At 64.5% G+C, this 2,086-nt stretch carries 3 protein-coding genes; all 3 read left to right on the top strand.

Going from position 1 to position 2,086, the window contains the following annotated elements; translation table 11 throughout:
* Positions 1-729: ABC transporter permease subunit (locus tag Q8M82_RS00160; RefSeq protein ID WP_305689377.1), on the top strand; the 729-nt coding region annotated here is incomplete at its 5' end.
* Between the two features lies 1 nt (position 730).
* A complete protein-coding gene (locus Q8M82_RS00155; protein WP_305689376.1) occupies positions 731-1,906 on the top strand; it encodes an ABC transporter permease in 1,176 nt (391 codons plus the stop codon).
* Positions 1,903-2,086 (top strand): ATP-binding cassette domain-containing protein (locus Q8M82_RS00150; protein WP_305689375.1); only part of this gene is annotated, 184 nt, incomplete at its 3' end. The genes Q8M82_RS00155 and Q8M82_RS00150, both read left to right, overlap by 4 nt.

Here is a 2,086-nt window from a genome sequence, read left to right as displayed (position 1 = left end):
GTGCTGCAGCTGATCAAGGAGAAGCTGCCGGTCTCGATCTCGCTCGGACTTTGGATGACGCTGTTGTCCTATGCGATCTCGATCCCGCTCGGCATTCGCAAGGCGGTGAAGGACGGCTCGCGCTTCGACACCTGGACGAGCGCCGTCGTCATCGTCGGCTACGCCATTCCCGGCTTCCTGTTCGCGATCCTGCTGATCGTGCTCTTCGCCGGCGGCTCATTTTGGCAGATTTTCCCGCTGCGCGGGCTCACCTCCGACAATTTCTCGCAGCTGAGCTTCTTCGGCAAGATCGCCGATTATCTCTGGCACATCGCCCTGCCGGTGACGGCGATGGCGCTGGGGGCCTTCGCCACCTCGACACTGCTGACCAAGAACTCCTTCCTCGACGAGATCCGCAAGCAATATGTCCTGACCGCGCGGATGAAGGGGCTTTCCGAGCGCGGCGTGCTCTATGGCCATGTCTTCCGCAATGCGATGCTGATCGTGATCGCGGGTTTTCCCGGCGCCTTCGTCGGGGCGCTGTTTGCCGGTTCGCTTTTGATCGAGACGATCTTCTCGCTCGATGGGCTCGGCCTCCTCTCCTTCGAGGCGATCGTCAACCGCGACTATCCGGTCGTTTTCGCCAATCTCTACATCTTCTCGCTGATCGGCCTCGTCGTGCATCTCCTCACCGACCTAACCTATACCTGGGTCGATCCCCGCATCGATTTCGAGACGCGGGAGACCTGAGATGAGCGACACGCTGATCGCCCCACCCCCCGCGACCCTGCGCGGCGAGGTGCCGCTGGCGCCCGCAGAGCCCCCCCAGGGCTGGCTCAAGCTCTCGCCGATCAACCGGCGCCGGCTCGACAACTTCAAGGCCAACCGGCGCGGCTGGTGGTCGCTCTGGATCTTCCTGACGCTGTTCGTGCTGTCGCTCTTCGCCGAGTTCCTGGCCAATGATCGACCGCTGATCGTGCGCTACAAGGGCGAATGGCTGTTCCCGGTCGCGGTGAACTATCCGGAGGAGAAGTTCGGGGGCTTCCTCGCCACCACCGACTATCGCGACCCCGTCATCGCCAAGGAGATCGACGCCAACGGCTTCGCGCTCTGGCCACCGATCCGCTACAGCTACCGCACGCACAATCTCGACCTGCCGGTCCCGGCGCCGGCCCCGCCGACCTGGATGCTCCGGGACGAGCAGTGCAAGGGCATCGCCGAGCGGACCGGCGGGACGGGCTGCCGTGACCTCGAATGGAACTGGCTCGGCACCGACGACCAGGGGCGTGATGTCGTCGCCCGTTTGATCTACGGCTTCCGGATCTCGATCCTGTTCGGGCTGATCCTGTGCGGCATCTCCTCGGTGATCGGTATCGCGGCCGGCGCGATCCAGGGCTATTTCGGCGGCTGGACCGACCTGATCTTCCAGCGCGTGATCGAGATCTGGACCTCGATCCCAGCGCTTTACCTGCTGATCATCGTCGCAGCGATCATCACGCCGAGCTTCTTCGTGCTGCTCGGCATCCTGCTCCTGTTCTCCTGGGTCGCGCTGGTCGGCGTGGTCCGGGCCGAGTTCCTGAGGGCGCGCAACTTCGAATATGTCCGGGCGGCGCGGGCACTGGGGCTCTCCGACCGCGCCATCATGGTCAAGCACCTGCTGCCCAACGCAATGGTCGCCACGCTGACCTTCCTGCCCTTCATCCTGAACGGCTCGATCACGACGCTGACCTCGCTCGACTTCCTCGGCTTCGGCCTGCCGCCGGGCTCGCCCTCGCTGGGAGAACTCCTCGCACAGGGCAAATCCAACCTGCAGGCCCCCTGGCTCGGTCTCTCCGGCTTCGTCGTCATCGCCCTGATGCTGTCGCTGCTGATCTTCATCGGCGAAGCAGTGCGCGATGCCTTCGACCCGCGGAAGACCTTCGCATGAGCTCCCCCCTCCTCTCCGTTCAGGACCTCTCCGTCGCCTTCCGCCAGGGCGGGCGCGAGACGCTGGCTGTCGATCGCGTCTCCTTCGACCTCGCCAAGGGTGAGACGCTCGCCATCGTCGGCGAGTCGGGTTCGGGCAAGTCGGTCTCGGCCCTGTCGATCCTGAAGCTGCTGAACTATC

The organism is Allobosea sp. (assembly GCF_030694325.1).
Classification (GTDB): domain Bacteria; phylum Pseudomonadota; class Alphaproteobacteria; order Rhizobiales; family Beijerinckiaceae; genus Allobosea.
This window is presented reverse-complemented; position numbering and strand designations above follow the sequence as displayed.